This is a genomic window from Catenulispora rubra (assembly GCF_015356825.1).
Lineage (GTDB): Bacteria > Actinomycetota > Actinomycetes > Streptomycetales > Catenulisporaceae > Catenulispora > Catenulispora rubra.
Genome location: NZ_JAACYW010000448.1, coordinates 1 through 6,534 on the forward strand (window position 1 = coordinate 1; position 6,534 = coordinate 6,534).

The window sequence follows — 6,534 nt, forward strand, 5'->3', positions numbered from 1 at the left end:
GAGGTGTATAAGAGACAGGGGTTGTCGGCGGCGACGTCGATGGGCTGGTCGTGGTGCAGGATCTGCAGGGTGGGGCCGTCAAGAAGCTGGTAGGTGACGGTGGTGGCGGTGACTTCGATGCGGAGTCTGCTGTCGTGCAGGCACAGGTTGACGGCGAGGCGGGTGATGTCTGCGGGGAGGCGGGGTTTGAAGCACAGGGTGCCGTCGTGTTCGCGCATGCCGGCGAGTCCGGCGACGAGGGCGATCCAGGTTCCGGCGAGGGAGGCGACGTGGAGTCCGTCGCGGGTGTTGTGTTCGAGGTCGTCGAGGTCCATGAGGGCGGCTTCGGCGAGGTAGTCGCCAGCGAGTTGGAGGTGTCCGACTTCGGCGGCGATGACTGCTTGGGTGCAGGCTGATAGGGAGGAGTCGCGGACGGTGAGGGTTTCGTAGTAGTCGAAGTTGCGGGTTTTCTGCTCATCGGTGAAGGCTGCGGGGCGTAGGTGCATGGCCAAGATGAGGTCGGCTTGTTTGACGACTTGTTTGCGGTACAGGTCGAAGTAGGGGAAGTGCAGCAGCAGTGGGTACTGCTCGGGGGTGGTGCCGGCGAAGTCCCAGGTTTCGTGGGTGGTGAAGCCATCCGATTGCGGGTGGATGCCGGCGGCGTGATCGTAGGGCACGTACATGGCTGTGGCGGCGTCGCGCCAGGATGCTGCTTCCTCGGCGTTGACACCGTGTTCCAGGGCTTTGTCGGGGTAGCGTTCGGCGACCATGGCGGCGCAGGTCAGGTTGTGTTGCGCCATCAGGTTTGTGTAGACGTTGTTGTCGGCGATCGCAGAGTATTCATCGGGTCCGGTGACCCCGTCGATGCGGAACCGGCCTTGCGGGTCGTGGTGCCCCAACGACCGCCACAGCCGAGCGGTGTGGATCAGCAACTCCAGACCGGTGGTCTTCTCAAACTCGGTGTCGCCGGTGGCGGTGATGTAGCGGATCACGGCATCGGCGATGTCGGCGCCGACGTGGAACGCCGCAGTGCTGGCCGGCCAATACCCGGAGCATTCGGCCCCGGTGATAGTCCGCCAGGGAAACGCAGCACCCTTCAGCCCCAGCTGCTTGGCGCGCTCCAACGCCTGCGGAAGGGTGTCGCAGCGCCACCGCAAGGCATCGGCGGCGGCGTGCGGAACGGTGTAGGTCAGCACCGGAAGGACGAAGGTTTCGGTGTCCCAGAAGGCGTGGCCGTCGTATCCGGTGCCGGTCAGTCCCTTGGCCGGGATGGCCCGGTTCTGGGCCCTGGCCCCGGCCTGCAATATGTGGAACAACGCGAACCGGACGGCCTGCTGGATCTCGGCGTCCCCTTCGACCTCGACATCGGCGCGAGCCCAGAAATCATCCAGGAACGTGCGTTGCTCGGCGGCCAAGCCGTCCCAGCCGGTGCGGACCGCGGCCGCCAGCGCGGCCTCCACCTGGGCCCTGACCGCAGGCTCGGAGCGCTGCTGGGACCAGCCGTAGGTGACGTACTTGATCAGCCGTAGCCGCTCACCGGGCTTCAGGATGGCCGTGATCGTGTATCGGGCCAGGTCCTCGAAGCATTCCACGGTCTCATTCAGCGACGGCGGCGCCTGCACCTGGTGGTCCATCGCGGCGGCGACCCGTAGCCCGCTGACAGCGGTGCGGTGCACCAGCACCGCACCTGCCGGGCGGCTGCTGTGCTCCTCCGGCCGCAGCGGCGCCTCCAAGACGGCTGCGACTCTGGGATCGTCGGCGGCCTGCGGGATCTCCTCGTTGGCGACCAGCTCGGACTGGATCACCACCCACAGCTCGGAATCGACGGCCTCCACCTCGTAGCAGATTGCCGCAACCGAGCGCTGTACCAGCGATACCAGCCGGGTGGAGCGCACCTTCACCTGTTTGCCGGCCGGCGACTCCCACTGCACCTGACGGTCCAGCAGACCGGTCCGGAAGTCCAGGACCCGCTCATGACCCACGCAACGTCCATAGCGCAGGTCGAACGGCGAGTCGTCGACCATCAGCCGGATCACCTTGCCGTTGGTGACGTTGATGACCGTCTGACCCGCTTCCGGATCGCCATACCCGGCCTCGGCATACGGCAGCGGCCGCGACTCGTAGACACCGTTGAGGTAAGACCCGGGAAGGCCATGCGGTTCGCCCTCATCGAGGTTGCCCCGCCACCCGATATGCCCATTACCCAACGCGAACACCGACTCGCTCTGACCCAGCACCTCCAGGCCCAGCTCCGTCTCCCGCAGGCTCCACGGCTCCACCGCATACGATGGATGCTGAATCATGACTGGGCTGCCTTGCCGAGGAGGTCGGCCAGGTCGGTGACGACCGTGTCGGCTCCGGCGGCGCGCAGGGCGTCGGCCTGTCCGACCCGGTCGACACCCACCACGAACCCGAACTTGCCGGCTCGTCCGGCCTGCACACCGGCGATGGCGTCCTCGAATACCGCAGCCTGATCGGGGTCCACCCCCAATGCCTTGGCCGCAGCCAGGTACGTGTCCGGAGCCGGCTTCCCCGGCAGATGCTCCTTTTCGATGGTCACCCCGTCGACCCGCACCTCGAACATGTCGGCGATCCCTGCCGCCTTCAGCACACTGGCGCAGTTGGCGCTGGAGGACACCACCGCCCGATGCAACCCCGCCGCCTGCACAGCCTTCAGATACCGGACCGAACCGGCGTAGACGTGCACGCCGTCGGAGTCCAATAGCCGCAGGACGATCTCGTTCTTCGCGTTGCCCAAGCCGTTGACCGTCTCGGTACCCGGAGGGTCATCGGGGGAGCCGTCCGGCAGCTCGATGTGCCGCGAGGCCAGAAACGACCTGGTCCCATCAGCCCGGGTCTTGCCGTCGACGTACGTGTCGTAGTCCGCCACCGGATCGAACGGCACGAAAGGCCCGGGACGAGAGCGCAGGTAGGCGTCGAACATCTCCTTCCACGCCGCAGCATGCACCGTCGCCGTCTCGGTGAGCACACCGTCCAGGTCGAACAGGCACGCCCGGATCCGTTCCGGCAGACCGGTCGTCGGGGATGCCGTCGGGGATGCAGCTCCATCGTCCATGTGATCTATTCGCCCACAACCGGGACGTCTTGACTCGGCGAAGCCGCCGCGCCTGCTCCATGAGCGGGACGTGGCCGGTGTCTGCGGGGCAGATTCGATGATCGTGCCGGTTCGGATCCCGTCCGGCGGGCATCTTCCGTTCATCGTCGTTGCCGCCAGGGGAGGGTTGGAACAGATGCCGCGGTTCCCGGCCCGGGCGGCGTCGCTGCTGCGGTACCGCAAAGACCCGGTCGTGATGTGGACGGTCCGCGCGACCGCCGCGGCGGTGCTGTCCTACGCCGTCGCGGTGCGGCTCAGCTCCGAGCCGGCTCCGCTGACGGCCCCGCTGACCGCGCTGCTCGTCGTGCAGGTGACCCTGTACGCCACGCTCACCACCGGCGTCCGGCGGGTGATCTCCGTGGTCGCCGGGGTGCTGATCGCGGTCGGCTTCAGCGCCGTGGTCGGGCTGTCCTGGTGGAGTCTGGGCCTGATCATCCTGGCCGCGCTCACGGTCGGGCAGTTCATCCGGGTCGGCGAGTTCGTCAACGAGGTCGCGATCAGCGCGATGCTGGTCCTGGGTGTGACCCAGCTGGCCTCCCAGGCGTGGGACCGGGTGCTGGAGACGCTGATCGGGGCCGGTGTCGGGCTGCTGTTCAACGTCGTGCTGGCCCCGCCGGTCTGGGTGGACCCGGCCGCCGAGTCGATCGTCGGGCTGGCCCGCCGCACCCGGAACCTGCTGCTGGGCCTCGGCGAGGAGCTGGACGGGCCGGTCCCGGTCGAGCGGGCCGCGGGCCGGCTGTATGAGGCGCGCCGACTCGACCAGGCCGTCACCGACGTGGACGCCGCGCTGCGCCAGGCCGAGGACAGCCTGCGCCTGAACCCGAGGATCAGCGAGGGCCTGCTCGCGCGCCTGGTGCTGCGCACCGGCCTGGACACCCTGGAGATCTGCGTGGTCGTGGTGCGCGTCCTGGCCCGCTCGATGACCGACCTGGCCAAGCGGCGCAACGAAGACGAGCCCCTGTTCCCAGCCGACACGGCCCAGGCGCTCCAGGAGCTGCTGGAAGACGTCGGCGCAGCCATGGTCAGCTACGCGGTGCTGGTGACCACGCCGGTCAGCGACAACGCCGAGCAGGCGGAGAACCGGCTGGCGGCCGAGCTGTCGGCCGCGTGGGACCACCGCGAGACCGTCGCCGACATGCTGCTGCGCGGCGTCCAGCAACACCCTTACGCCTGGCAGCTGCACGGCTCCCTGCTGGCCGAGATCGACCGGATCCTGGACGAGATGGACCTGGAGCACCGCACGCGCCGGTTGATGGAGGAGCTGGACCGCGCTGCGGCTGCGCGCCACGAGCGGTCGGCGCGGCTGGCGGGGTTCAGGCGGCTTGTGCGGGGCTGGCGGCCGGCTCGGCGCGAGGGCTGAGCCGGCTGAGTCCGCCTGCCACGAATCGTCTGCGCGGTTGGCCGGGCTCAGGCGGCTTGCGCGGGTGGGTCGGGTCGGGTGGTTTGGTCGGCTGGCTCGGCGGGAGGGCTGAGCTGGCTGAGTCGGCCGATGCGCCCGCGCCGGTCGATTTGCGAGTCCGGTGGCTGGCGAAATCCGGCGCAGGCGTGCCCGTCTGCGTCGTGCCGGCTGCTGCGTGACTCCCGATCAGTCTTCGTCGTAGTCGGACTCGCGCCAAGCGGTCCCACCGTGTCCGTGCTGGTGATCGGCATCCAGCCCGGCGGCGATCCCGTCGTCGCCCCGACTGAGCTTGAGCAGCGACGCGGCGATCCGCGTGGCCAGCATCCCGGACACCTCCGAGGGCATCAGGAGCGGCCCGCCGTCGACAACCTCCGCGATCGGAGCGTCCGTGGCAGGACCGAAGTCCGCAGGAACCACCACGACTTGGCGTGCCCCGAGCTGCCGACAACGCTCGACACCCTCGGCGACATCGGGCTCGCCGCCGCGGAGGGCCACTTCTACCCACGGCAGGTCGTCCCGCGTCTTGACCAGGTGCGCGATCCGGAACAGCTCGGCGTCGTCGAACGAATTGGCGGCCTTGGCCGTCAGCAGCACCGCCAGATTCGGCGAGTCGGCCGGGTCGACGACTCGCGCGACAGCGACCCGCAGCCACCCGGTCAGCAGCGTCGCGTTCCCGAACGGCTCGGCCAGCATCACCCGGCCCGCGACCGCACCGCGGCTCAGCCATGTCAGCGTCCGAGCGGTATCGGCGACCAGCTGCGGATCACGCCCCAGCGTCATCGGCACGACGCACACCGGCAGGTCCGTGCCGTCAAGAGCCTGCCGCACCGCGCGCTCCAGCAGCTCGCCCGCCGACGAAGCCCGCAGCAACGGCCCCTGCTCGACCAAGGGCTCGACCGCCACCTCGGCGCCGCCCTCATGACCGCCGACGATCACCACGGCAGCCCGCGCCGCATCCGGCTCCGGGACGGTCACCGCCGCGCCCCGGAAACCGCGCGGGCAATAGCGTCCCCGTCGTCGTTGCGCTGAGTTACCACAGATCATTTCTAGCGCACGTCCGGCCATCGCACCCGGCCGAAGACACGAACGGGTGAGGCCGATCGCGGTGAGAGGCGACCAATGTTTCTAAGGTCCGCAACTCAGTTCGCACCCACATTCTCCGCTGGGATGAGATTCGCAGCATCGAGGAAGGCCGCATTCGGCAGGGCTCGCACAACAGCGGCAATATGCATGAAGGCCATCTGGGAGTCACATAGGCGCGAGAAGGCCGGACAGGTTATGTCCGAATCGGAGTTCGCGGCGGCGCTGGAGAAACTCAGGGAGCGTATTCCCCGGTGAAAGGGGAAAAACCGCACGTGCTCCGGGCCGCTCGGAGTGTTGCAGAACCCTGCGTCCGACGCATCTCTGAGACTGCGTCAACCTGTGGCGACCAACCAGTTATGACGGCGCGGGTGGCGGGCACCTCCCCTGCGTCGTCCGTCGACACCTGGCGGATGCACCGGGCCACACAGAGTGGGAGCGGCGCATGGACCAGGACGAGACCGGGACGCGGCGGATCGGGATCCCTCCCGTGTACTGGGCGCCGGCGCTGGCGATCGCCGCGTGCGTCGCGCTGGTGGCGCACCTCGTCTACGGCACCGCCGACTCCGGATCGGACCTCTCCGTCTACCACGGCGGCGGCTCTGCCATCGCGCACGGCAAGCCGCTCTACGACTTCGCCAGCTACAACGGATTGCAGTTCACGTATCCGCCCTTCGCCGGGATCTTCATGGTCCCGATCGGGCTGCTGCCGATGGCGGCGGCGGTCCCGGTGTGGGCCGCGTTGTGCACGCTCGCCCTGGAGGCGACGGTGTGGGTCGTGCTCGGAGCGGTCGGAGTGCAGGAGCGGCGGCGCGCGCTGTTCACGGCCGCGGGGACCGTGGCGGCGTTCTCGCTGGCGCCGATCTCGTCGAACTTCTGGACCGGGCAGATCAACACGATCCTGATGCTCCTGATCGTCGCCGACTTGGTCCGGCCGGCCGGGCTGGGGCGAGGTCGCGAA

The 6,534-nt window shown here is 68.7% G+C and carries 5 protein-coding genes; 2 read left to right on the forward strand and 3 right to left on the reverse strand.

The genetic code is table 11. The features are described from left to right. Positions 1-2,282 (reverse strand): glycoside hydrolase family 65 protein (locus GWK61_RS51795; RefSeq protein WP_194921544.1); only part of this gene is annotated, 2,282 nt, incomplete at its 3' end. Next, positions 2,279-3,055 carry an HAD family hydrolase gene (locus GWK61_RS51800; RefSeq protein ID WP_194921546.1) on the reverse strand — a complete coding sequence of 259 codons (777 nt, stop codon included), beginning with the start codon at positions 3,053-3,055 and terminating at the stop codon, positions 2,279-2,281. The genes GWK61_RS51800 and GWK61_RS51795, both read right to left, overlap by 4 nt. A gap of 175 nt (positions 3,056-3,230) precedes the next feature. Here GWK61_RS51800 and GWK61_RS51805 point away from each other — a divergent pair, with 175 nt between their 5' ends. Next, positions 3,231-4,454: an FUSC family protein gene (locus tag GWK61_RS51805; RefSeq protein ID WP_194921548.1), complete on the forward strand. Its 1,224-nt coding sequence runs from the start codon at positions 3,231-3,233 to the stop codon at positions 4,452-4,454. A gap of 225 nt (positions 4,455-4,679) precedes the next feature. Here the strand turns inward: GWK61_RS51805 and GWK61_RS51810 are convergent, their stop codons facing one another. After that, positions 4,680-5,468: a sirohydrochlorin chelatase gene (locus GWK61_RS51810; protein WP_194921550.1), complete on the reverse strand. Its 789-nt coding sequence runs from the start codon at positions 5,466-5,468 to the stop codon at positions 4,680-4,682. A gap of 550 nt (positions 5,469-6,018) precedes the next feature. Between GWK61_RS51810 and GWK61_RS51815 the strand changes: the two genes are divergently transcribed. Continuing rightward, on the forward strand, positions 6,019-6,534 hold a 516-nt coding region (locus tag GWK61_RS51815; protein WP_194921551.1), incomplete at its 3' end, for a glycosyltransferase family 87 protein.

Coding starts and splice junctions, on each gene's coding strand:
- GWK61_RS51800 (WP_194921546.1), bottom strand. CDS start 3,055: ATGGACGATGGAGCTGCATCCCCGACGGCATCCCCGACGACCGGTCTG.
- GWK61_RS51805 (WP_194921548.1), top strand. CDS start 3,231: ATGCCGCGGTTCCCGGCCCGGGCGGCGTCGCTGCTGCGGTACCGCAAA.